The sequence below is a fragment of the Streptomyces griseus genome, from assembly GCF_900460065.1.
Classification (GTDB): domain Bacteria; phylum Actinomycetota; class Actinomycetes; order Streptomycetales; family Streptomycetaceae; genus Streptomyces; species Streptomyces griseus.
The window spans coordinates 181,561-203,215 of sequence record NZ_UAVD01000039.1; the positions used below are offsets into that span (position 1 = coordinate 181,561).

The 21,655-nt window shown below is 71.2% G+C and carries 18 protein-coding genes; 11 read left to right on the plus strand and 7 right to left on the minus strand.

Annotated features, from left to right (window positions below; genetic code table 11):
* Positions 1–30: 30 nt before the first annotated feature.
* The 5 genes from DTB53_RS28990 to DTB53_RS29010 form a co-directional block, all read right to left on the minus strand.
* Complete coding sequence (locus DTB53_RS28990; RefSeq protein ID WP_003969392.1) at positions 31–720, minus strand: response regulator; 690 nt, start codon at positions 718–720, stop codon at positions 31–33.
* A complete protein-coding gene (locus tag DTB53_RS28995; RefSeq protein WP_012381096.1) occupies positions 717–2,066 on the minus strand; it encodes a sensor histidine kinase in 1,350 nt (449 codons plus the stop codon). Before DTB53_RS28995 ends, DTB53_RS28990 begins: the two co-directional genes overlap by 4 nt.
* 202 nt (positions 2,067–2,268) lie before the next feature.
* Entirely contained in the window at positions 2,269–3,228 is a 960-nt protein-coding gene (locus tag DTB53_RS29000) for a DUF4429 domain-containing protein (RefSeq protein ID WP_012381097.1), read from the minus strand.
* Between the two features lie 86 nt (positions 3,229–3,314).
* Positions 3,315–4,523: an alpha/beta hydrolase gene (locus DTB53_RS29005; protein WP_012381098.1), complete on the minus strand. Its 1,209-nt coding sequence runs from the start codon at positions 4,521–4,523 to the stop codon at positions 3,315–3,317.
* A gap of 118 nt (positions 4,524–4,641) precedes the next feature.
* Positions 4,642–5,295, minus strand: coding sequence for a TetR family transcriptional regulator (locus DTB53_RS29010; RefSeq protein WP_012381099.1), 654 nt, complete (start codon positions 5,293–5,295; stop codon positions 4,642–4,644).
* Positions 5,296–5,545: 250 nt separating this feature from the next.
* On the opposite strand from DTB53_RS29010, the gene DTB53_RS29015 reads away from it, so the two are divergent.
* Entirely contained in the window at positions 5,546–7,042 is a 1,497-nt protein-coding gene (locus tag DTB53_RS29015; protein ID WP_370454237.1) for an MFS transporter, read from the plus strand.
* A 196-nt stretch (positions 7,043–7,238) separates the two neighbouring features.
* Positions 7,239–7,631 (plus strand): peptidase inhibitor family I36 protein, encoded by a 393-nt coding sequence (locus tag DTB53_RS29020; protein WP_012381100.1) that lies wholly within the window; start codon positions 7,239–7,241, stop codon positions 7,629–7,631.
* Between the two features lie 181 nt (positions 7,632–7,812).
* On the opposite strand, the gene aceE is transcribed toward DTB53_RS29020, so the two are convergent.
* The gene (gene aceE, locus DTB53_RS29025; RefSeq protein ID WP_003969399.1) at positions 7,813–10,545 is read right to left on the minus strand and encodes a pyruvate dehydrogenase (acetyl-transferring), homodimeric type; all 2,733 of its coding nucleotides are present in this window, start codon (positions 10,543–10,545) and stop codon (positions 7,813–7,815) included.
* Between the two features lie 496 nt (positions 10,546–11,041).
* Here aceE and DTB53_RS29030 point away from each other — a divergent pair, with 496 nt between their 5' ends.
* The 6 genes from DTB53_RS29030 to DTB53_RS29055 all read left to right on the plus strand — a co-directional run bounded on the left by DTB53_RS29030 (position 11,042) and on the right by DTB53_RS29055 (position 15,771).
* Entirely contained in the window at positions 11,042–11,479 is a 438-nt protein-coding gene (locus DTB53_RS29030) for a DUF3052 domain-containing protein (protein ID WP_003969400.1), read from the plus strand.
* Between the two features lie 199 nt (positions 11,480–11,678).
* Complete coding sequence (locus DTB53_RS29035) at positions 11,679–12,137, plus strand: peroxiredoxin (protein ID WP_003969401.1); 459 nt, start codon at positions 11,679–11,681, stop codon at positions 12,135–12,137.
* Positions 12,138–12,285: 148 nt separating this feature from the next.
* Positions 12,286–12,861, plus strand: a complete 576-nt coding sequence (locus DTB53_RS29040) for a TerD family protein (RefSeq protein ID WP_003969402.1) — start codon at positions 12,286–12,288, stop codon at positions 12,859–12,861.
* 190 nt (positions 12,862–13,051) lie between these two features.
* Positions 13,052–13,627 (plus strand): TerD family protein, encoded by a 576-nt coding sequence (locus tag DTB53_RS29045; RefSeq protein ID WP_012381102.1) that lies wholly within the window; start codon positions 13,052–13,054, stop codon positions 13,625–13,627.
* Positions 13,628–13,756: 129 nt separating this feature from the next.
* Complete coding sequence (locus tag DTB53_RS29050) at positions 13,757–14,908, plus strand: DUF475 domain-containing protein (RefSeq protein WP_003969404.1); 1,152 nt, start codon at positions 13,757–13,759, stop codon at positions 14,906–14,908.
* Positions 14,909–15,036: 128 nt separating this feature from the next.
* The gene (locus DTB53_RS29055; RefSeq protein ID WP_012381103.1) at positions 15,037–15,771 is read left to right on the plus strand and encodes a TerD family protein; all 735 of its coding nucleotides are present in this window, start codon (positions 15,037–15,039) and stop codon (positions 15,769–15,771) included.
* A gap of 39 nt (positions 15,772–15,810) precedes the next feature.
* Here the strand turns inward: DTB53_RS29055 and DTB53_RS29060 are convergent, their stop codons facing one another.
* On the minus strand, positions 15,811–16,695 hold the full coding sequence (locus DTB53_RS29060) for a TerD family protein (protein ID WP_012381104.1): 885 nt from the start codon (positions 16,693–16,695) through the stop codon (positions 15,811–15,813).
* 220 nt (positions 16,696–16,915) lie between these two features.
* Here DTB53_RS29060 and DTB53_RS29065 point away from each other — a divergent pair, with 220 nt between their 5' ends.
* Genes DTB53_RS29065 through DTB53_RS29075 form a run of 3 tightly spaced genes read left to right on the plus strand, consistent with a single transcriptional unit; the run spans position 16,916 to position 21,649 of the window.
* Positions 16,916–18,154: an HpcH/HpaI aldolase/citrate lyase family protein gene (locus tag DTB53_RS29065; protein ID WP_003969407.1), complete on the plus strand. Its 1,239-nt coding sequence runs from the start codon at positions 16,916–16,918 to the stop codon at positions 18,152–18,154.
* Positions 18,155–18,164: 10 nt separating this feature from the next.
* The gene (locus DTB53_RS29070; protein WP_012381105.1) at positions 18,165–20,798 is read left to right on the plus strand and encodes a phosphoribosyltransferase; all 2,634 of its coding nucleotides are present in this window, start codon (positions 18,165–18,167) and stop codon (positions 20,796–20,798) included.
* Positions 20,795–21,649, plus strand: a complete 855-nt coding sequence (locus DTB53_RS29075) for an HAD family hydrolase (RefSeq protein ID WP_042497258.1) — start codon at positions 20,795–20,797, stop codon at positions 21,647–21,649. Before DTB53_RS29070 ends, DTB53_RS29075 begins: the two co-directional genes overlap by 4 nt.
* Positions 21,650–21,655: the final 6 nt, after the last annotated feature.

The window sequence follows — 21,655 nt, forward strand, 5'->3', positions numbered from 1 at the left end:
TGCTCCTTGGCGGCAGGGGCCCGCAGGCGTCTACGCCCCCGTGTCCCCCGGCGTCACGAGCCCCGACTCGTACGCGAAGATCACGGCCTGCGCCCGGTCCCGCAGGTCCAGCTTGGCCAGCACCCGCCCGATGTGCGTCTTCACGGTCTGCTCGGCCAGCACCAGCCGGCCCGCGATCTCCTGGTTCGACAGCCCCCGGGCGATCAGCTCCAGCACCTCGCTCTCGCGCGGGGTCAGGCCGTGTCGCCGCAGCGCCTGGCCGCCGCGCGTCGCCCCGGAGGGCCGCTGCGCCGCGAAGTCCGCGATCAGCCGCCGGGTCACCGAGGGCGCGAGCAGCGCGTCCCCGGCCGCGACCACCCGTACCGCCGCGATCAGATCGGCGGGCGGGGCGTCCTTCAGCAGGAACCCGGACGCCCCGGCGCGCAGCGCCTCGTACACGTAGTCGTCCACGTCGAACGTGGTGAGCATCAGCACCTTCGGCCGGTGCACCACCCCCACCGGCGGGTTCAACAGCTCGCGCGCGGCGGCCAGTCCGTCCATCTCCGGCATCCGGACGTCCATCAGCACGACGTCGGGGTGCTGGTTGCGGCTGACGTCGACGCCCTGGCGGCCGTCCGCCGCCTCGCCCACCACGTCGATGTCGCTCTGCGCGGACAGCAGCGCCGCGAAGCCGGCCCGCACCATGGCCTGGTCGTCGACGATGATCACGCGGATGGTCACAGGTCCTCCGAAGGGGGCGGAGCGGAAGGCGAAGCGGACGGAGGCAGCGGCATCCGGGCGGCCACCCGGAACCCGCCGTCGGGCAGCGGCCCGGTGTCCAGCGTGCCGCCGGTCAACCGTACGCGCTCCCGCATCCCCACCAGCCCGTGTCCGGTCCCGGCGGTCTCCAGCGGCGAAGCGGGCTTCGGCGCGGGCCCGTTGACCACCAGCACGTTCAGATGGCCGTCGGCCACCCGGACCGAGACCTGGGTGCGTGCCCCCGGTGCGTGCCGCACGACATTCGCCAGCGCCTCCTGCACGATCCGGTACGCCGACAGATCCACCGCCGGCGGCACCTCGCCCGGCCCCGCGGCCAGCTCCGTGGCCAGCGACAGCTCCACCGGCAGCCCCGCCCGTACCGTCGCCTCCACCAGTTGCTGGAGCCGGTCCAGCCCCGGCTGCGGCGCCCGGTCGCCCTCGGTGCCGTCGCTGCGCAGCACCGACAGCAGCCGCCGCATCTCGCCGAGGGACTCCCGCGCTGCCGCCGCGATCGAGGCGAACTCCTCCCGCGCCGGATCCGGGAGACCGGAGATCCGGTACGGCGCGGAGTCGGCCTGCACCGTGATCACCGACATGTGGTGCGCGACCACGTCGTGCAGCTCCCGGGCGATCCGCGTCCGCTCCTCCAGCAGCGTGCGCTGCGCCCGTTCCGCCTCGCTGATCGTCTCCTGCTCGGCCAGCCGCCGGGTCGCCTCGCTCCGTTCCCGTACGGCACCGCCGATCACCAGGACCACCGCGCCGAGGATCGGCAGCAGCAGGGCGCTGCCGGTGTTGCGCTCCGCCGGTGCGACCAGATGGAGCACCGCCCCGGCCAGGGCCGTCGCCGCCCACACGGCGACCAGCGTCCGCCGCGTCTCGCGCAGGCCGAGGGCCAGCAGCAGGAAGAGGTACGCGACGAGCCCCGGGGCGGTCCACGGCCAGACGTCGTGCCGCCCGTCGGGGTGCGCCAGCAGCACCAGCGCGCCCATGACGTCGGCGGGGAAGATGATCCACCATGCCTGGAGGGGCCGGTGGGCCAGCATCAGCAGGGGGGCGGCCTGGGCCACCCCGAGCGCCCCGGCCAGGGCGCCCGGCACGCCGTACTGCGAGGTCAGGACGGTGATGGTGACCGGGATGAAGGTCGCGGTCAGGGCGAGCACCACGACGTACGGCAGCAGCCGCTGCCACCGCTTCGGGGCCCCTGCCAGCAGCGGGGTGGACGGATGGGACGCGTGGGACAGCCCGTGGGCGAGCTCGCGCAGATTGCGGCGGGCGGCGCTCAGCAGGCCGTCGGCGGGCGGCGGCGGCCCGGCGGGGGAAGTGGACATGGCCCGGTCAGCCTAGGCAGGCCGGGGGCCCGGGGGCGTCATACCGGGGTCGCGACCCGGACGAATCCGCCTCATACCCCGGTACGGGGTTCGCTCCCGGCGGTGGCACGGTCACGAGCTCCTCGCGGCTCGCGGGCGCGGTCGCGGAGCACCGGTGTTCCCGCCCCCGCCCCTGCCCAGGAGCCGTCGCCGGGGCGCGGGGTCACAGCTCCGCGAGCAGCTGGGCCTTCTTCGCGCTGAACTCGGCGTCCGTCACCAGTCCGGCCCGGTGCAGCTCGCCGAGGTGATGTATCCGCTCGGCGATGTCCGCCGGATCGCGCCGCCCGGCGTTCACCAGGACCGGAGCGGAGGCGGGCGCGGGCTGGGTCCGGCGCACGGACTCCAGGACGGCGGCGGCGAAGGGCAGCGACTCGTGCACCGGCCCGTACCCCAGGCCGAACAGCACGGCGGCCGGATCCTGGTCCGCGGTGGCGGACGGCGGCTCGGCGGGCGCGCCCGCGGGCACCCCGTCCTCCGCGTCCCCGCCGCCGGGACCGTGCAGATCGCCCAGGCTGCCGCCGGTGCGGTGGTCGACCGGGGCGGCCGCGCGGGGCACCAGGCGCAGATAGCCGTCCAGCGCCTCGGGCGAGCGCCATACGATTCCAGCCAGTTCGCTCACCCGGAAGTTCTGGTCGCCGGCCTTCCACTTGGCGCTGGAGGCCCCGGTCCAGGACCACCGGAAGGAGATCCGCTCGCCGTCGAAGCTGGCCCGGCCGTCGTACGCCTTGAAGTTCATCGGGGCCTCGGGGGCCGCCACCAGGAACCGGTCGGCGCTCTCCCCGGACGCCGGGTCCAGCAGGGCCCGCAACTCGTCCGCGTAGTACTCGGCGAGCACTTCCCGCTCCGCCGGAAGCACCAGGCGATAGGGGTCGCACCCCTCCTTGAGCTGCCCGGAGGCAGCCTCCACCAGAGGATCGGCACCCGCTCTCGGCACGGCACGCAGAACCACCGTGCCCCGCTTGCCGGGGGTCAGCGTCACCGACGACAACGCCGCATACGGGATGCGGCGCTCCCGCAGGCTCTGAAAGAGCTTCGGTGTGCGGATGCCCCGTTCGAAGCGGATGAGCACGGCGTCGGTGTCGAACTCCCAGGTGGCATGAATTCCGGCCAGCACATCACCCATGTGCCTCATCGTATGCGGCACAGTCGCCCGCGTCCCCCCTCGGAGCAAGTCCCAATTAATCCGCCCGACACCGACCTCTACGCGCGTCAGCCGCTCCGTTGGCCGGAAATACCACTGTGGCAGGCGCTGTCGGCACGTGCGCAGCTGACCGATCCGTACGCTCCGACGCCGATCGCGGCGAAGTTGTCCAGGCTCTCCGTGCCCGGCTCGAAGTAGCCGCTGTGCCCGGCCGCGCCGGCCGCGGAGACGATCCGCGCCCCGAAGGCCGGGTCGACCGGGTCGGCCCCGTGACCGATCCCGCCGAACTCCAGGTGCGGTACGTCCCCGATCCAGTCGTCCCCGTCCCGCGTCGCCCAGATCCGGGCGCCGGTCTCCAACTGCCCGGCGTTGGCGGCCCGCATGCCGGGGCTGCCCGCGACCGCGATGTCGGCCACCCGGTCGTGGGCCCGGTGCGCGGCCACCCCGCACACCACGGAGCCGTAGCTGTGGCAGAACAGCGAGACCTTGGAGGCGCCCGGCAGCGCGGCGACCATCGCGTTCAGCCGGATCGCGCCGTTCGCCGCGAGCCCGCCCAGCGCCGCGTCCATGCCGAGGCCGGCCGGGGCCGTGTAGTCGGCCCACGCGATGACAGCCGTACGGGTGCCCGGGGAGGCCGAGCGCTCCGCCCGGTACAAGGACTTGGCCATGCCCACGGGGGCCCGGTACGCGCGTGTGTCGCGCTCCAGGGTCAGCAGATGGGTGTCGACGCCCGGGACGACGACGGAGACCCGGGCGGCCCGGTCGAGATTCCCGAACACCTCGGCCGCACGGCCCTTCCCGGAGGGATCGAAGGCCAGGATCTGGCGTCGGCCCTCGAGCATCGACCGGAACCGGTCGAGACGGGCCCTGGCCTCACCGCGCCCGTCCGGCGACAGCCTCTCGTCGCGCGCCCGCGTCTTCTCCACGGCCACGGCCTGTTCGAGGGCCACCCGGTTCGCGTGGTAGCGCAGGGTGACCGGAGCACCGTTCAGATTCCCCACCACCGACGGGTGCTCGCCCGCGAGGGCGATCTGCTGTCCCGAGGTGAGCGTGGCGAAGAAGTGGGCCAGCCGGTAGGCGGGAGCGTCGACGTCCGGCAGCGAGCGGCCGGCTATCCGGTCCCGCGCCCAGGAGGCGAGCGCGAGCTCGCGCTCGCCGCGGGGGTGCTGATCACGGACGGCGCTCCAGCCCGTCGTCGCCAGCATCACGAACACCACCGCCACGGCGAGCAGAGCCCGCCATGCGGTCAACGTGGGAGAGGTGTCGAAGGAAGTCACTGCGCCACACCCTAGGAGACGTGCGCCGACCCCCGTGATTCAGGTGAGGTACATCACCCGTCCGCGAAGGATTCATCACCGATCTCTCACACAGGGTCACCATCGCCCCGTGGCCGCGCTACTTCCGACGCCAGTCCCGGGCGAGGGCCGGGGCGAGCTGGTCGAGGTACTCCTCGGTCAGGTCGCGCAGCGCCTCCACGCTCGGGTCGAGCCCGCGGCCCCAGAGCTGGCCGGTCACCCGCATGACCCCGGAGAACGCGGCGACGGCCACCCGCGGCCGGGGGTCCCGTTCCACGTCGAGCCCCTCGCGCTCCGCGATCAGCAGGGCGATCTGGTTCTCCAGGGCGATCCCGCGCCGCATATGGGCGGCGAGCAGGGAAGGGGTCGACTCGATCATCTGGTAGGTCCGCATATGGAGGTCGACGGAGACGACGGCCTCGATCGCCTCGCCGATGCTGTTCCACGCGCACAGCACCGCCCGGCGCATCGCCTCGAAGGGGGCTTCGTCGGCGGGGCGGCGGCGCAGCTCCTCGATGAAGCGCGACTCGACCATCTCCTGCACGGCGAAGGTGGCGTCCTCCTTGCTCGCGAAGTAGCGGAAGAAGGTGCGCTGGGAGACCTGCACGGCGTCGACGATCTCGTCGACGGTGGTGCGCTCGTAACCCTGGGCGGTGAACAGTTCGAGGGAGGCGCGTACCAAGGCGTCCCGCGTGCGCTGTTTCTTGCGTTCACGCAGTCCGGCTCGGGGCTCGACTGTCTGCCCGTCGGTCACGTACCGGTCCCTCTTTTCCCGTGTTTGTCCAGCTCAGCATATCTGTGCGCTACGTGTGAGCTACGTGACAGTTACTGACTTGTGAATTGGTTTGTCAACTGTCAGTAGCTGTCACTAGTCTCGCCGTATGACTAGTCAGACCACCGTCGAGAAGGCGCCGCGGGAGCCCGAAGACAACGCAGTTCCCGCCCCGGTCAAGGGGCTCCGCGGCCACCCCTGGCTGACCCTCTTCGCCGTCGCCATCGGCGTGATGATGGTCGCCCTCGACGGCACCATCGTCGCCATCGCGAACCCCGCGATCCAGAAGGACCTCGGCGCCACGCTCGCCGACGTCCAGTGGATCACCAACGGCTATCTGCTGGCCCTCGCGGTGGCTCTCATCACCGCGGGCAAGCTGGGCGACCGCTTCGGCCACCGGCAGACCTTCCTCATCGGCATCGCGGGCTTCGCCGCCTCGTCCGCCGCCATCGGTTTCTCCAAGGAGATCGGCCTCGTCGTTCTCTTCCGGGTGCTCCAGGGCCTCTTCGGGGCGCTGCTGATGCCGGCCGCGCTCGGTCTGCTGCGCGCCACCTTCCCCGCCGAGAAGCTGAACATGGCGATCGGCATCTGGGGCATGGTCATCGGCGCGTCCACCGCGGGCGGTCCCATCGTCGGCGGTCTGCTGGTCGAGCACGTCAGCTGGCAGTCGGTCTTCTTCATCAACGTGCCGGTCGGCGTCATCGCGCTCGTCTTCGGCCTGGTGATCCTCAAGGACCACCGCGCCGCCAACGCGCCGCGCTCCTTCGACATCCTCGGCATCGTGCTGCTCTCGGGCGCGATGTTCTCCCTCATCTGGGGCATCATCAAGGCCGGTGAGTCCTGGGGCTGGGGCGACGGCCGCACCTGGGCGTGGCTGGGCCTCGCGATCCTCCTCTTCGTCGCGTTCGGGCTCTGGCAGAACAAGGTCAAGGAACCGCTCGTCCCGCTGGGGATGTTCCGTTCCGTCCCGTTGACGGCCGGTGTCGTCCTCATGATGCTGATGGCCTTCGCCTTCATGGGCGGCCTCTTCTTCGTGACGTTCTTCCTCCAGGGCGTCCACGGACTCAGCCCGGTGGACAGCGGTCTGCACCTGCTGCCGCTCACCGCCATGATGATCGTCTCCTCGCCGGTCGCCGGCCTGCTGATCACCAAGTTCGGCCCCCGCGTCCCGCTGGTCGGCGGCATGGTCTGCACGGCCACCGCGATGTTCGGCATGACCACGCTCAGCGAGTCCACCGGCACCTTCGCGATGTCGCTCTGGTTCGCCCTGCTCGGCTGCGGGCTCGCCCCGGTCATGGTCGGCGCCACCGAGGTCATCGTCGGCAACGCGCCCATGGAGCTCTCCGGCGTGGCCGGCGGGCTCCAGCAGGCCGCCATGCAGGTCGGTGGCGCCCTCGGCACCGCCGTCCTCGGAGCGGTCATGTCCTCCAAGGTCAGCGCCGAGTTCGCGGACAACTGGGCGGGCGCTGGCCTGCCCGGCGCCCCCGACCCGAAGCTGGAGGAGGCCGCCGAGTTCGGCATGGTCCCGGCCGAGCAGCTCGCCAAGGCTCCCGGCATGACGCCGGACATCATCGACCGCATCGGCGGCGTCATCCACGACACGTTCATGAGCGGCATGGGCCTGGCCTTCACGGTCGCGGGCATCGTCGCCGTGATCGCCGCCTTCGTCGCCACCCTCACCAAGCGCGGCGAGAACGCCGAGGCGGGTGCCGGAGTCGGCCACATCTGACGCCCGGAGCGGCGCAGACCGTCAACACAGCGCAGGCCGGAGCCCCGCCGAATCCTTTCGGCGGGGCTCTCGCCTATCAGGGTGGAGCACCCCCGGCCGCCCTTCCGCCCCCAGCACCCGGTGACACAGAGTGAGCGGCGGCGGTGAACACCGCCACCGTCGAACGACACCGACCAACCACGGGGGTTGATCCATCATGCGTACGACCGTTCTCGCGGCGGCCGTCCTGGCCGTCACCGCACTCGTTCCCCAGGCCCTGGCCCACGACCGGGCCGCGGCAGCCCCCGAGCGGGCCCCGGGCACCGCCCTCGGGACCTGTGAGGCGGGCAGGCTCTGCCTCTGGAAGAAGCCCGACTTCACCGGGGCCCGCCAGACCTTCGAGCTCTCCGGCGTGGACATCGAGAGCTGCGTCCCGCTGCCGAAGGGCGGCGACGCCCAGTCCCTCGCCAACCGCACCGGGCGGCCCGTCACCACGTACCAGTCCGCCGAGTGCGCGGAGACGGGGGAGTTCGAGACGTACCCCGGCGGCGGCACCTGGACGCCCCGGTCCCCCTACCAGGTAAGGGCCTTCAAGATCTGGGAGAACTGAGCCCGTCCGGCGACCCGCGGCCCGCGACCCGACCGGCGAGTGGCCGACGCCGGTCGGGCCGAGCCCGCCCGCCCCGGAGCACGCCGAAGGGGCGGTGACGCACCAGCGCCACCGCCCCCCCCACACACACGCCGAGGGGCGGCGACGCCACCGCGTCACCGCCCCTCGGGTCAGCCCGTGCCTAGGCGTCGCCGCCCGCCGCGCCGGGATCGGCCGCGGCCACGTCCAGGAGCTCGTAGCGGTCCACCGCCGTCTTCAGGGCCGACCGGTCGACCTTGCCCTCCTTGGCCAGCTCGGTCAGCACCGCCAGCACGATCGACTGCGCGTCGATGTGGAAGAACCGGCGGGCCGCACCACGCGTGTCCGCGAAGCCGAAGCCGTCCGCGCCCAGCGACTGGTAGGCGCCCGGCACCCAGCGCGCGATCTGGTCCGGCACCGAACGCATCCAGTCCGAGACCGCCACGAACGGGCCCTCGGCCCCTTCGAGCTTCTTCGTCACGTACGGGACGCGCTGCTCCTCCTCCGGGTGCAGGAGGTTGTGGCGCTCCACGTCCACCGCCTCGCGGCGCAGCTCGTTCCAGGAGGTCGCCGACCAGACGTCCGCCTTGACGTTCCACTCGTCCGCGAGGATCTTCTGCGCCTCCAGGGCCCAGGGGACCGCCACGCCCGACGCCATGATCTGGGCCGGGATCTCGCCCTTCTCGCCGGTGGCGAAGCGGTGGATGCCCTTGAGGATGCCCTCGACGTCCACGTTCTCGGGCTCGGCCGGGTGCTGGATCGGCTCGTTGTAGACGGTGAGGTAGTAGAAGACGTCCTCGTTCGCCTCGCCGTACATCCGGCGCAGCCCGTCCTTCATGATGTGCGCGATCTCGAACCCGTACGCCGGGTCGTACGCGACACAGCCCGGGTTCGTCGAGGCGAGCAGCTGCGAGTGGCCGTCCGCGTGCTGGAGGCCCTCGCCGGTCAGCGTCGTACGGCCGGCGGTCGCGCCCAGCACGAAGCCGCGCGCGAGCTGGTCGGCCATCTGCCAGAACTGGTCGCCCGTCCGCTGGAAGCCGAACATCGAGTAGAAGACGTACACCGGGATCAGCGGCTCGCCGTGCGTCGCGTAGGCCGAGCCCGCCGCGATCAGCGAGGCCGTGCAGCCCGCCTCGGAGATGCCGTCGTGCAGCATCTGACCCGTCGGGGACTCCTTGTACGCGAGCAGCAGATCGCGGTCCACCGCCTCGTACTGCTGCCCCAGCGGGTTGTAGATCTTCGCACTCGGGAAGAACGCGTCCATGCCGAAGGTGCGGTACTCGTCGGGGGCGATCAGCACGAACCGCTTGCCGATCTCCTTGTCCCGCATGAGGTCCTTCAGGATGCGGACGAACGCCATGGTCGTGGCGATCGACTGCGTTCCGGAACCCTTCTTCGCAGCCGCGTACGTCTTGTCCTCGGGCTGCGGAAGGGGCTTCGCGCGGACCACCCGGGTCGGGACGTAACCGCCCAGACCCTGGCGGCGGTCGTGCATGTACTGGATCTCCTCCGAGTCGCGGCCCGGGTGGTAGTAGGGCGGGTAGCCCTCGTCCAGCTGCTTGTCCGTGATCGGGATGTGCAGGCGGTCCCGGAAGCGCTTGAGGTCCTCGACCGTGAGCTTCTTCATCTGGTGGGTCGCGTTGCGGCCCTCGAAGTTCGGCCCCAGGGTCCAGCCCTTGACCGTCTGCGCCAGGATGACCGTCGGCTGGCCCTTGTGCGCCTTGGCCGCCGCGTAGGCCGCGTAGACCTTGCGGTGGTCGTGGCCGCCGCGGCCCAGGTGCAGGATCTGCTGGTCGGTCATGTCCTTGACCATGTCCCGCAGCCGCGGGTCGTCGCCGAAGAAGTGCTCACGGATGTACGCGCCGGTCTCCGTGGCGTACGTCTGGAACTGGCCGTCCGGCGTGGTGTTCAGCCGGTTGACCAGGATGCCCGTGCGGTCCTGCGCCAGCAGCGGGTCCCAGGAGCGGTCCCAGACCAGCTTGATGACGTTCCAGCCGGCGCCCCGGAACTGCGACTCCAGCTCCTGGATGATCTTGCCGTTGCCGCGCACCGGGCCGTCGAGCCGCTGGAGGTTGCAGTTGACCACGAAGGTCAGGTTGTCCAGGCCCTCCCGGGCCGCGATGGACAGCTGGCCCAGCGACTCCGGCTCGTCCATCTCGCCGTCGCCCAGATAGGCCCACACGTGCGACGTGGACGTGTCGGCGATCCCGCGCGCCTCCATGTAGCGGTTCATCCGCGCCTGGTAGATCGCGCCGAGCGGACCGAGGCCCATCGAGACGGTCGGGAACTCCCAGAAGTCCGGCATCAGCCGCGGGTGCGGATAGCTGGACAGCCCGTTCGGGGCCTTCGACTTCTCCTGGCGGAACGCGTCGAGCTGCGCCTCGCTCAGCCGGTCCAGCAGGAACGCGCGGGCGTAGATCCCCGGGGACGCGTGTCCCTGGAAGAAGATCTGGTCGCCGCCGTCGCCCTGGTCCTTGCCGCGGAAGAAGTGGTTGAAGCCCACGTCGTACAGCGAGGCGGAGGACGCGAACGTGGCGATGTGGCCGCCGACGCCGATCCCGGGACGCTGGGCCCGCGAGACCATCACCGCGGCGTTCCAGCGCGTCGCGTTGAGGATCTTGCGTTCGATCTCCTCGTCGCCGGGGAAGAACGGCTCGTCCTTCGTGGCGATCGTGTTCACGTAGTCCGTGCTGCGCATCTCCGGCACCGCGACGCGCTTCTCCCGCGCGCGTTCGATGAGCCGGAGCATCAGGTAGCGGGCACGCTCTCGGCCGCGCTCGTCGACGGCGGCGTCGAGGGAGTCGAGCCATTCCCGGGTCTCCTCAGGATCGAAATCCGGGACCTGGCTCGGAAGGCCGCCAATGATGATCGGGTTGCGATCGGATCCGGAAGCCACACTGTTCCTTCGCTGTTCGGTGGTGCTCTACGGGGCCTGCTACGGGGAACACGCCCCCGGGACAACTCTGGGTGCGCCGCCTCCATCGTGCTACCGCGAGGGCCCGAACGTCATCTCTACCGTGGGGTAACCCCATGGTGCCGAAACGCGTCCGCGGGGCAGGCGTGTGGGCAGTACGCGACGGGGGTACGGGCAAACCGCAACCTTACGCCCAAGGCGTCCAAGTGTTCCCAAAGGCTGTTCGAATCCGATTGGCGGATCGATACCGCATAAGCTGAGGAAGGACGTAAACGGATGGAGTGACCCGGGGAGACCCCGGGAAGCCGCCGGAGAGACATGCCGGAACTTGCGGCGACGTGGCAGGGAACGTCACCGTATAGGCGGTCTCGCACGCTGGGTACTTGCGCGATTCGCCGAGCCCGTGTGGACTACGGCCAACGCCCCGCGCACGCGCGTGGCTGCAGCATTTTCCGAAGACATGATCAGGAGGCAACCCGTGAGCGCGACCGCGGACCACGCGGAGGAGCGGACCAACCCGGCAGCACGCCTGGGGTTCGAGCCCGGACAAGTGGTCCAGGAGATCGGCTACGACGACGACGTCGAGCTGGAGCTCCGTGAGGGCATTGAGGCCACTACCGGCCAGGAACTCGTCGACGAGGAGTACGACGACGTCGCGGACGTCGTCCTGCTCTGGTTCCGCGACGAGGACGGCGACCTTACGGACGCGCTGGTGGATGCCATTGGTCTGATCGAGGACGGCGGCACGGTCTGGCTGATGACGCCGAAGACCGGCCGTGACGGATACGTCGAACCGAGCGATATCAACGAGGCTGCCCAGACAGCCGGTCTCGCCCAGACCAAGAGCATCAGCGCGGGCAAGGACTGGACGGGCAGCCGTCTGGTCACCCCCAAGGGAGCCAAGGCCAAGCGCTGAACCACGTTCCGCACCACCCCGGGGCCCTCACGGGCGCACACGCGCCCGTGAGGGCCTTCGTGCGTCCACGGGGCCCCTCCCGGCGCCCGGGCACGTCCACCGCCCCTCCGGTGCCGGTCCGCGGGCCCTGCGTAGGGTGGGTGTCACCCGGACGGACCCGGCCCGGGATGCGGATTAGCGGCGAAGGGATACGTGTTCCATGACGATCGAGGTCGGCAGTCAGGCCCCGGACTTCCAGCTCAAGGACAACCACGGCCGGACCGTGCGCCTGTCGGAGTTCCGCGGTGAGAAGAACGTGGTGCTGGTGTTCTACCCGTTCGCCTTCACCGGCGTCTGCACCGGCGAGCTGTGCGCGCTCCGCGACGAGCTGCCCCGCTTCGAGAACGAGGGCACCCAGCTCCTCGCCGTCTCCAACGACTCCATCCACACCCTGCGCGTCTTCGCCGAGCAGGAGGGCCTGGAGTACCCCCTGCTGTCCGACTTCTGGCCGCACGGGGAGACCTCGCGGGCGTACGGCGTCTTCGACGAGGACAAGGGCTGCGCGGTGCGCGGCACCTTCGTCATCGACAAGGCGGGCGTCGTCCGCTGGAGCGTCGTGAACGGCCTCCCGGACGCCCGCGACCTGAACGACTACGTCAAGGCGCTCGAAGCGCTCTGAGGCGATCTCGGGCGATCTCCTGGCGGCGCCCGGCCAAAAGCCTGTTTTGGCCGGGAACCGGTCACTAGGATCCACTCGTTGATCCGATGCCAATGAACGACGGGGACGCCGGCGTCTGCCGGCCCCTGAGAAAACTACTGGAGGACTCGTGGGAGTCAGCCTCAGCAAGGGCGGCAACGTCTCGCTGACCAAGGCCGCGCCCAACCTGACCGCGGTCATCGTCGGTCTGGGCTGGGACGCCCGCACCACCACCGGTGGTGACTTCGACCTCGACGCCAGCGCGCTGCTGGCGAACGCCGAGGGCAAGGTCGCGGCCGACGGCAATTTCGTCTTCTTCAACAACCTCAAGAGCCCCGACGGCTCCGTCGAGCACACCGGTGACAACCTCACCGGTGAGGGCGAGGGCGACGACGAGGTCATCAAGGTGAACCTGGCCGGTGTCCCGGCCGACGTCGACAAGATCGTCTTCCCGGTCTCGATCTACGAGGCCGAGAGCCGCCAGCAGAGCTTCGGCCAGGTCCGCAACGCGTACATCCGCGTGGTCAACCAGGCCGACAACACCGAGCTCGCCCGCTACGACCTGAGCGAGGACGCCTCGACGGAGACCGCGATGGTCTTCGGCGAGCTCTACCGCAACGGCGCGGAGTGGAAGTTCCGCGCCATCGGCCAGGGGTACGCCTCCGGCCTGCGCGGCATCGCCCAGGACTTCGGCGTCAACGTCTGACGTCGCTGGGCCCCGGTCCCCGTCGTCGAACGCCCGCCGCCGCCCGAAGGGGGGCTGCCGGGAGTTCGACGACAGGACCTGGGGGTGGCCGGCCCGATGCGCCGGACACCCCCTGCCGGGCGCTTTCCACGCCCGGCCCCGGGCGTGGAAAGCGCCCGGCAGCGTTTTACTCGACTCGGGGAGGACACACATGGGCGTCACGCTCGCCAAGGGAGGCAACGTCTCCCTCTCCAAGGTCGCACCCAACCTCACCCAGGTGCTGGTCGGGCTCGGCTGGGACGCGCGCTCCACCACGGGAGCCGCCTTCGACCTCGACGCCAGCGCACTGCTGTGCCAGTCGGGCCGCGTGCTCGGTGACGAGTGGTTCATCTTCTACAACAACCTCATGAGCCCCGACGGCTCCGTCGAGCACACCGGCGACAACCTCACCGGGGAGGGCGACGGCGACGACGAGTCCGTCATCGTCCGCCTCGACCAGGTTCCCGCCCACTGCGACAAGATCGTCTTCCCGGTCTCGATCCATGACGCGGACAACCGGGGCCAGGCCTTCGGTCAGGTCAGCAACGCCTTCATCCGGGTGGTCAACCAGGCCGACGGCCAGGAACTGGCCCGCTACGACCTGAGCGAGGACGCCTCGACGGAGACCGCGATGATCTTCGGCGAGCTCTACCGGTACAACGGCGAGTGGAAGTTCCGTGCCGTCGGCCAGGGGTACGCGTCCGGCCTGCGGGGCATCGCTCTAGACTTCGGCGTCAACGTTTCATAGCGCCGTTCGGGCCTTTCGTTTGGATCGTGCCGGACCCCACGTCCGGCACGATCCAAACGAAAGGCCCCAGGCGCCGGGGGATCCCCGACGCATCGCGGGAGCCCCCTCACCCACACCATGAGGTAGCCCGTGCTTCTCAAAACCTTCGGCTGGTCCTTCGCGGTCACCGCGCTCGGCCTGGTCGCAGCCGTCTTCTACGGGGGGTGGCAGGCATTCGGCATCGTCTTGATCCTGTCCGTCCTGGAGATTTCGCTCTCCTTCGACAACGCGGTGATCAACGCCGGAATCCTGAAGAAGATGAACGCCTTCTGGCAGAAGATCTTCCTCACCATCGGCATCCTCATCGCCGTCTTCGGAATGCGGCTGGTCTTCCCCGTCGTGATCGTGGCCGTGAGCGCCCAGCTCGGACCGATCGAGGCCATCGACCTTTCCTTCAACGACCCGGACAGGTACAAGGAACTCGTCACGGACGCCCATCCGTCCATCGCCGCCTTCGGTGGCATGTTCCTGTTGATGATCTTCCTCGACTTCATCTTCGACGAGGACCGTGACATCCACTGGCTGCGCTGGATCGAGCGCCCGCTCGCCAAGCTCGGCAAGGTCGACATGCTGTCGGTCTGCGTCGCGCTGATCGTCCTGCTCATCACCGCCACGACCTTCGCGACCCAGGCCCACCAGCACGGCGGCGGACACGCCGACAAGGCGTCCACGGTCATGCTCTCCGGCATCGCCGGCCTGATCACCTACCTCGTCGTCGGCGGGCTCTCCGGATTCTTCGAGGGCAAGCTGGAAGAGGAGGAGGAGCGCGAGCACGAGGCCGAGGAAGAGGCCAAGGAGAAGGGCAAGCCCGTCACCGGGGTCGCCCTCGCCGGAAAGGCCGCGTTCTTCCTCTTCCTCTACCTGGAAGTCCTGGACGCCTCGTTCTCCTTCGACGGCGTCATCGGCGCCTTCGCCATCACCAACGAGATCGTGCTGATGGCCCTCGGCCTCGGCATCGGCGCCATGTACGTCCGGTCGCTCACCGTCTACCTGGTGCGCGAGGGCACGCTCGACGACTACGTCTACCTGGAGCACGGCGCGCACTACGCGATCGGCGCGCTCTCGATCATCCTGCTGATCACCATCCAGTTCCAGATCAACGAGTTCATCACGGGCTCCGTCGGCGTGATCCTGATCGCGCTCTCCTTCTGGTCCTCGGTCAGGCGCAACCGCGCCCTCGCCGCGGCATCCGACGGGGGCGGCGGCCAGGGAACCACGTCCGAAGTCTCCTCCGGGGTGTGACCCGGTAAGGATTGAGGAACGCTCTCTGCGGGGCGGCCCACACGGCGACGGCTCTCCGGGATCTCCCGGACCCGGCCCGGTGGCCGCCCCGCGGTGATGTCCGGACGCGCGAACAGGTGGGGGTTGGTATGGGATTCTTCGACGGCCTGTGGCCGGGGCGCGCGGCGCAGTTCGACTCGGGCAACTCGACGTCGAGCGCGGTCGTGCTGACCAAACGGAACGCCACGATCTCGCTCAACAAGCAGGGGGCCCTGTCCGGCAACCTCCGGGTCAACCTGTCCTGGCGGATGCGGACCTCGGACATCGAGGGCCGGTCCCGCCAGAGCGGCATGCTGCGGCGCCCCCTCAAGCTTTTCCAGCCCGAGGTGGTCCAGGCGCACACCCAGGGCGTCGTCAACGTCGACCTGGACCTCGGCTGCATGTACGAGCTGATGGACGGCACCAAGGGCGTCGTGCAGCCGCTGGGCAGCCTGATCGGCGACCTCAACGGCCCGCCCTACGTCCGGCTCAGCGGCGACGACCGGTTCGGCGCACCCTCGGGCGAGACGGTCTACGTCAACCTCGACCAGCGCGACCAGATCAAGCGGCTGCTGTTCTTCGTCTACATCTACGACCGGACGCCCGCGTTCGACCGTACGCACGCCAAGATCACGCTCTACCCCGGCAACGGCCCGCGCATCGAGATCGAACTGGACGAGCGTGCGCCCCAGGCCCGCTCCTGCGCGGTGTTCACCGTGGAGAACGTCAAGGACGAGCTGATCGTCCGCCGCGAGGTGAAGTTCGTGTACGGCTTCCAGTCGGAGCTGGACCGGCTGTACGGCTACGGCATGCAATGGGGGCGCGGCTACAAGTCCCGGACCTGAGCCCGGACGGCCGTGCGCCCGAGCACCGGCACGGGCGGCTCAGGACCGGACGAACTGCGGACCTTGTGGAGGCAGCGCGAAATGGGGGTCGGGCGCGTGCGCGGCGGCTGCCGCGGGCTGCGGATAGCCGTACGCGGGCGGCTCGGCGGCAGGCTGCGGATAGCCGTACGCCGGCTGCTGGGCCCCGGCGGCGGCCGGCTGCGCGACCGGCGGCGGATAGCCGTAGGAGGGCTGCCGGTGCTGGACCGTGGCCTGGGAGTCGGGGCCGGGCCCGGGCGGCACGGCCGGTGGCGGCGGCGCGGCGGCCGGGAGGGCCCCCACGCCCGCCGCGGCGGCCGGGTCCTGCGCCCCGCTCCCCGCCTGGTCCCCGTGCGCGGCCTCCGACTCGTCCACCGAGATGCCGAAGGCGGTGGCCAGGCCGATCAGGCCGGTGGGATATCCCTGGCCGACCGCCCGGAACTTCCACCCCTCGCCGCGACGGTAGAGCTCGCCGCAGATGATCGCCGTCTCCTGCCCGGTCTCCGGCCGGACATCGAACACCGCCAGCGGCTCGCCCTCGGCGAACGCGGCGTCGAAGAGGAGTATCCGCAGGTCCAGGACCTGCTCGAAGGCGGCCCCGTCGGAAGAGGCCGCGATGACCACCTGGTCCACCGACGCGTCGAGCGCCCCGAGGTCCGCCTCGACGGTGTCCGTCAGCCCTTCCGGGACACTGCGCTTGGGCAGCCGCCGGACCAGGCCGGAGGGGTGCCGGGGCTGGTTGTAGAAGACGAAGTCCTCGTCGGACCGCACCCGGCCGGACGCACCGAGGAGCAGGGCGGAGGCGTCCACGTCGGGAACCCCGGCGCCCGGGGTCCAGCGCAGCACGGCCCGGACGGCCGCGGCATCGACGGGGACGTTCGAGCCCTTCAGCATCGTGTGCGTCATGACGGTCATCCTGCCTGCTGGGGCCCCGTGCGGACAACGCGGGGGGAGGCACGGCCGAGCTCGGCGGCGGCGCGGACAGGGCGTGAAGATACCGCGACAGGGGGCCGGACAAGGAGCGGGTAACCGGAAATTCATGTACATGGGGAACTGTTGACACCCGTCCGTACGTACTATTACCGGCCATGCGTTGTCCGGCCGGTCAGGCAGTTCGGGGAAAATGATGCGTCACTTCGGGCACATATCGCCCACTGCCCGCGAGGGTCTGTTCTTCAGGGAGCCCCGCACCTTCACCGCGGACTCCCCGGCACGGATGCTGTCCGTCGCCCTGGGAGCCACGCTCTACTCCCCGGCCACCCGGCCGTCGCTCGCCGACGACGTGCTCAAGCAGGCCGCGCGCGGCGTCGTCTCCATGGTGCTGTGCCTGGAGGACTCCATCGACGACGCCGAGGTCATCGGCGCCGAATCCAATCTGATCAGGCAGTTCGCCGAGCTGGCCGCCCGCGACGCGGCAGCGGGACCCGAGGGCCGGACGGAGGGGACCGCCGCGCGGGACCCGCACGGGACCACGGACGCGGCGGGCGCCGATGTGCCGCTGCTCTTTGTCCGCGTACGGGAACCGGCTCAGATCGTCGACCTGGTGCGGCGCCTCGGCGACTCCGTCCGGATGTTGTCCGGTTTCGTACTTCCCAAATTCACCGAGGACCGTGGCAAGCCGTTTCTGGAGGCGCTCGCCGAGGCCGAGTCGGAGTGCGGACGGCGACTCTTCGCCATGCCGGTCCTCGAATCCCCCGAGTTGCTCCATCTGGAGACGCGCGGCGAAATCCTCCGGGGGATCGCCCGCAGCGTCGAGAAGCACCGCGACCGGGTGCTCGCCCTGCGGCTCGGCGTCACCGACTTCTGCTCGGCCTACGGACTGCGCCGCGCGCCCGACATGACGGCGTACGACGTCCATATCGTCGCCTCCGTGATCGCCGACGTGGTCAACGTGCTCGGCCGGGCCGACGGCACCGGCTTCACCATCACCGGACCGGTCTGGGAGTACTTCCGCCGCCAGGAGCGCATGTTCAAGCCCCAGCTGCGCCGCAGCCCCTTCCTGGAGGGCCGGGCCGAGGAACTGCGCACGGCCCTCATCGAGCACGACCTCGACGGACTCCTCCGGGAGATCGAGCTGGACCGCGCCAACGGCCTGCTCGGCAAGACCTGCATCCACCCGTCGCACGTGGCCCCGGTCCACGCACTGTCCGTGGTCAGCCACGAGGAGTACACCGACGCCCAGGACATCCTGAGCCCGGAGCGCGGGGGCGGCGGGGTGCTGCGCTCCGCCTACACGAACAAGATGAACGAAGTGAAGCCCCACCGGGCCTGGGCCGAGCGCACGCTCCAGCGGGCCGAGGTCTTCGGCGTGGCGAGGGAAGACGTCGGCTTCGTGGACCTGCTGGCCGCCGGACTGGCGAACTGAGCGCGCGTCGATGAGCGAGCGCGCGACGAGAGAAGAGACCGAGAACGTGGTGTGGTCGGGCGACTGGGTGGCGGAGCGACTGGGAGTCGCCCTCGAAGGCGACGGAGAGCTCCGGGAACTGCTGGGCCTGGCCCTGCGCCGCAACCCCAAGCGGGCGCATCTGCTGGTGTCCAACGTGCTGGGCAAGCACGTGCCCCAGCGGCCCTCCGTCGTCCACGGGGCCGGGTTCGAGCTGGGGGAGCGCGTACGGGAGCTCCTCGGCGCCCGGGAGGCCCGCCGCGCGGTGGTCCTCGGGTACGCGGAGACGGCCACCGGCCTCGGCCACGCCGTCGCGGACGGCCTGCGGGACGCCCCGTACCTGCACTCCACCCGCCGTCCGGTGGCGGGCGTCCGGCAGGCGGGCGGTTTCGAGGAGGCCCACTCGCACGCCACGTCGCACCTGCTGCTGCCGGAGGACCCCGAGCTGCTGGCCGGGGGAGCGGAGGCGCCCACCCTGGTGCTGGTCGACGACGAGTTCTCCACCGGCAACACCGTCCTGAACACCATCCGCGCACTGCACGCCCTGCACCCGCGCGAGCGGTACGTCATCGTCGCCCTGGTCGACATGCGGTCGGCCGGCGACCGCGACCGGCTGACCGCCTTCGCCGCCGAGATCGGCGCCCGCGTCGACCTGGTGACGCGCGGCGCCGGCACGGTCACCCTGCCGGACGGCGTGCTGGAACGCGGCCAGGCCCTCGTCGCCGCCCAGGAAGCGGAACAGGCGGCGCAGCCGGACCGGGCGGCGCAGAAGGAACAGCCGGCGCAAGCGGAACAGGAAGCGCAAGGGGAACGGGCGGCACGGGCCGGCCGGGCCGGAGGACCGGCGGGGCCCGCCGGGGGTGCGGACACCGCCCCCGTCACCCGGGTCGACCTCGACTGGCCGGCCGGCGTGCCCGACGGAGGCCGGCACGGCTTCACCCCCGCCCACCGGGCGGCGCTGGAAGCGGCGCTCCCGGGCATGGCCCACCGGGTCGCGGCCGCGCTGGGCGACCCCACCGGCCCCCGCCCCCGCCGGATCCTGGTCCTCGGCTTCGAGGAGCTGATGTACGCGCCCCTGCGCCTGGGCACGGCCCTGGAGGAAACGCTGGGCGCGGACACCGAGGTCCGCTACTCCACCACCACCCGCTCGCCCGTCCTGGCCGTCGACGACCCCGGCTACGCGATACGCACCCGCCTCGTCTTCCCGGCCCACGACGCCCCGGCGGACGGCCCCGGCGACCGGTACGCGTACAACGTGGCGGGCGCCGGCTTCGACGCGGTGGTCGCCGTCGTCGACTCCACCGCCGACACCCCCGAACTGCACGCCCCCGAAGGCCTGCTGGCCCGGCTCGCCGAGCACACCGGCCAGGTGCTCCTCGCGGTCGTCCCCTCGTACACCCCCGTCCCCCACCGGCAGGAGCCCGCCGTGCTGCCCGAGCCCCTCCGAGGCCCCGACTTCTCCAGCTACGCCCCCGAGGACGTCGGCTGGCTGCTCCAGGACCTCTCGGACACCGAGCTGGAGGCGCCCACCGAGGAGCGCGAGGAGGCCATCCAGAGCGGCGGCGCGCACTACGCGGAGTCGCTGCCCGTCGAGTACCAGCCGAGCGCCGCCTACCAGGCCCTGTTCACCGCCGCCCTGGAGACCTCCGCCGCGCGCATCGCCCGCGCGGTCGGCACCGTCACCGAGACGGTCCTCGCCGAACGCGGCCCCCGCCCCGTGCTCGTCTCGCTCGCCCGCGCCGGGACCCCGGTCGGCGTGCTGATGCGCCGCTGGGCCCGGCACCGGCACGGCCTGGACCTGCCGCACTACGCCATCTCCATCGTCCGGGGCCGCGGCATCGACGCCACCGCCCTGCGCTGGCTGGCCGCCCACCACGACCCGGCCGACGTGGTGTTCGTCGACGGCTGGACCGGCAAGGGCGCGATCACCCGCGAACTGGCGGCGGCGCTGGAGGAGTTCGAGGCCTCCGGCGGGCCCGCCGGATTCGACCCGGAGATCTCGGTGCTCGCCGACCCGGGCGGCTGCGTGCGGACGTACGGCACCCGCGAGGACTTCCTCATCCCCTCGGCCTGCCTCAACTCCACGGTCTCCGGCCTCATCTCCCGCACGGTGCTCCGCGCCGACCTGGTCGGCCCCGACGACTTCCACGGCGGGAAGTTCTACCGGGAGCTGGCGGACTCCGACGTCTCGGGCCTCTTCCTCGACACGATCGCCGCCCGCTTCGACGAGGTCGCGGGCCGCGTCGAGGAAGAGGCCAAGGAACTCCTCGCCGCCGACCGCGCCCCGACCTGGGAGGGCTGGGCGGCCGTCGAGCGGATCAGCGAGGAGTACGGCATCCACGACGTCAACCTGGTCAAGCCGGGCGTCGGCGAGACCACCCGGGTCCTGCTCCGCCGGGTCCCCTGGAAGATCCTCGCGCAGCGCGGCGCGGGCGCCGACCTGGAGCACATACGGCTGCTCGCACAACAGCGCGGCGTCCCGGTCGAGGAGGTCGACGACCTCCCGTACAGCTGTGTCGGACTGATCCACCCCCGGTACACGCGCGGCGCGACGGGCGCGGACGGCAGGGCGGTGGCGGGCGGCAGCGCCCCGACGGCCGGCGGAGAGCCGGTGAAGGGCGCATGAGCATGACGTCACCGGCTCCCTCCTCGCCGTCACCGGCCTCCCCGGCACGCACCCTGGTGGCGAGCGACCTCGACCGCACACTGATCTACTCGGCGGCCTCGCTCGACCTGTCCATGCCGGACGCGGAGGCCCCCCGGCTGCTCTGCGTCGAGGTCTACGGCCACAAGCCCCTCTCGTACCTGACGGAGACGGCCGCCGCCCTCCTCACCGAGGTGGCGGCCTCCACCGTCTTCGTCCCGACGACCACCCGCACCCGGGAGCAGTACCGGCGCATCCACCTCCCCGGCCCCGCCTCCCGGTACGCGATCTGCGCCAACGGCGGCCACATCCTGGTCGACGGCGTCTCCGACCCCGACTGGCAGCGGCGGGTGGCGGACCGGATCGCGGCCGAGTGCGCCCCGCTCACCGAGATCCGCGCCCACCTCGCCACCACCGCCGACCCGGCCTGGCTCCTCAAGGAACGGGTCGCCGAGGACCTCTTCGCCTACCTCGTCGTCGAACGCTCCCTGCTGCCCGAGGAATGGGTGAGGGAACTGGCTGCCTGGGCCGGGCCGCGCGGCTGGACGGTCTCCCTCCAGGGCCGGAAGATCTACGTGGTCCCGGCGCCGCTCACCAAGAGCGCCGCCATGCACGAGGTCGCCCGCCGCACCGGCGCCACGCGCACACTCGCCGCCGGGGACTCCCTCCTCGACGCGGACCTGCTGCTCGCCGCCGACCTCGGCTGGCGCCCCGGCCACGGCGAACTGGCCGACGAGGGCTGGCGTGCCCCGCACGTGGTGGCCCTGGCGGAACGGGGAGGGGCCGCGGGCGAGGAGATCCTGCGCCGGTTCCTGGCGGCCGCGGCCGTGTGAGTTCGC

Excerpts from the sequence above, each read along its gene's own strand:
- DTB53_RS28995 (WP_012381096.1), bottom strand. The coding sequence starts at position 2,066 with ATGTCCACTTCCCCCGCCGGGCCGCCGCCGCCCGCCGACGGCCTGCTG.
- DTB53_RS29000 (WP_012381097.1), bottom strand. The coding sequence starts at position 3,228 with ATGGGTGATGTGCTGGCCGGAATTCATGCCACCTGGGAGTTCGACACC.
- DTB53_RS29015 (WP_370454237.1), top strand. The coding sequence starts at position 5,546 with ATGATGGTCGCCCTCGACGGCACCATCGTCGCCATCGCGAACCCCGCG.
- DTB53_RS29020 (WP_012381100.1), top strand. The coding sequence starts at position 7,239 with ATGCGTACGACCGTTCTCGCGGCGGCCGTCCTGGCCGTCACCGCACTC.
- DTB53_RS29035 (WP_003969401.1), top strand. The coding sequence starts at position 11,679 with ATGACGATCGAGGTCGGCAGTCAGGCCCCGGACTTCCAGCTCAAGGAC.
- DTB53_RS29045 (WP_012381102.1), top strand. The coding sequence starts at position 13,052 with ATGGGCGTCACGCTCGCCAAGGGAGGCAACGTCTCCCTCTCCAAGGTC.
- DTB53_RS29055 (WP_012381103.1), top strand. The coding sequence starts at position 15,037 with ATGGGATTCTTCGACGGCCTGTGGCCGGGGCGCGCGGCGCAGTTCGAC.
- DTB53_RS29060 (WP_012381104.1), bottom strand. The coding sequence starts at position 16,695 with ATGACGCACACGATGCTGAAGGGCTCGAACGTCCCCGTCGATGCCGCG.
- DTB53_RS29065 (WP_003969407.1), top strand. The coding sequence starts at position 16,916 with ATGCGTCACTTCGGGCACATATCGCCCACTGCCCGCGAGGGTCTGTTC.
- DTB53_RS29070 (WP_012381105.1), top strand. The coding sequence starts at position 18,165 with ATGAGCGAGCGCGCGACGAGAGAAGAGACCGAGAACGTGGTGTGGTCG.
- DTB53_RS29075 (WP_042497258.1), top strand. The coding sequence starts at position 20,795 with ATGAGCATGACGTCACCGGCTCCCTCCTCGCCGTCACCGGCCTCCCCG.